General features: G+C 66.5%; 2 pseudogenes. Both read right to left on the minus strand.

Annotation, left to right across the window (positions count from 1 at the left end):
- A pseudogene (locus tag IG80_RS17105) lies at positions 1 to 171 on the minus strand (aminoacyl-tRNA hydrolase); the annotation flags it as partial.
- A gap of 70 nt (positions 172 to 241) precedes the next feature.
- A pseudogene (gene tuf / locus IG80_RS0111615) lies at positions 242 to 1,327 on the minus strand (elongation factor Tu); the annotation flags it as partial.
- Positions 1,328 to 1,453: the final 126 nt, after the last annotated feature.

The raw sequence follows: 1,453 nt of genomic DNA on the forward strand, positions 1-1,453 counted from the left end.
GGCCGCCGATGTCGACCCTGGCGGTCTCGCCGAACAGCTTGGACTCCAGGCCGAAACGCGCGCCGGCGCGCGCCGCCAGCGCGTCGACCAGGCGAAACCCGGCGTTGTGCCGGGTGTTCGCGTGTTCCGGACCGGGTTCCCCAGCCCGACGATGAGACGAAGTTCCGCCATCGCTGAGGCAGCCGCCGTCCCGCCCGGCGGACCGGACGGGACTCGTATAACCTTCGTATAATGTATGCTATACGAAGTTATTACGGTCGCCCGGCATCACCATCTCCACGCCTTCCGGCAGCTGGATCGCACCGGTGATGTCGGTGGTGCGGAAGTAGAACTGCGGACGGTAGCCCTTGAAGAACGGGGTGTGACGGCCGCCCTCGTCCTTCGACAGCACGTACACCTCGGCCTCGAAGTCGGTGTGCGGCTTGATCGAACCCGGCTTGGCCAGCACCTGGCCACGCTCCACGTCGTCACGCTTGGTGCCGCGCAGCAGCAGGCCCGCGTTGTCGCCCGCCTGACCCTGGTCCAGCAGCTTGCGGAACATCTCCACGCCGGTCACGGTCGTCTTCTGCACCGGACGGATGCCGACGATCTCGATTTCCTCGCCGACCTTGATCACGCCGCGCTCGATACGGCCGGTCACCACGGTGCCGCGGCCCGAGATCGAGAACACGTCCTCCACCGGCATCAGGAACGGCTTGTCGACGTCGCGCTCCGGGGTCGGGATCCAGGTGTCCAGCGCATCGACCAGCTTCAGGATCGCCGGCACGCCGATCTCGCTCTGGTCGCCTTCCAGCGCCATGCGCGCCGAACCCGAGATGATCGGGGTGTCGTCGCCCGGGAAGTCGTACTTGCTCAGCAGCTCGCGGACTTCCATCTCCACCAGCTCCAGCAGCTCGGCGTCGTCCACCATGTCGGCCTTGTTCAGGAACACGACGATGTACGGCACGCCCACCTGGCGCGAAAGCAGGATGTGCTCGCGGGTCTGCGGCATCGGGCCGTCGGCGGCCGAGCACACCAGGATCGCGCCGTCCATCTGCGCCGCACCGGTGATCATGTTCTTCACGTAGTCGGCGTGACCCGGGCAATCCACGTGCGCGTAGTGGCGCGAAGCCGATTCGTACTCCACGTGCGCGGTCGAGATCGTGATGCCGCGCGCCTTCTCTTCCGGCGCCGCGTCGATCGCGTCGTACGCCTTGAACTCGCCGCCGAAACGCTCGGCGCCAATCTTCGTCAGCGCCGCGGTCAGCGTGGTCTTGCCGTGGTCAACGTGACCGATGGTGCCCACGTTCACGTGCGGCTTGGTGCGCTCGAACTTACCCTTGGCCATGGCTGCTTCTTCTCGATCTCAGAAGTGGTCTTGGAACCGGCCCGCCTGGTGGCGGCGCCTCCGCGTCTCCACCAGCGCGGCGATGCCGGCGGCGGGAAAAGGTGGTGCTCACGAAAGGAATCGAAC

It is taken from the genome of Candidatus Paracaedibacter symbiosus, assembly GCF_000757605.1.
GTDB classification, from domain to species: domain Bacteria; phylum Pseudomonadota; class Alphaproteobacteria; order Paracaedibacterales; family Paracaedibacteraceae; genus Paracaedibacter_A; species Paracaedibacter_A symbiosus.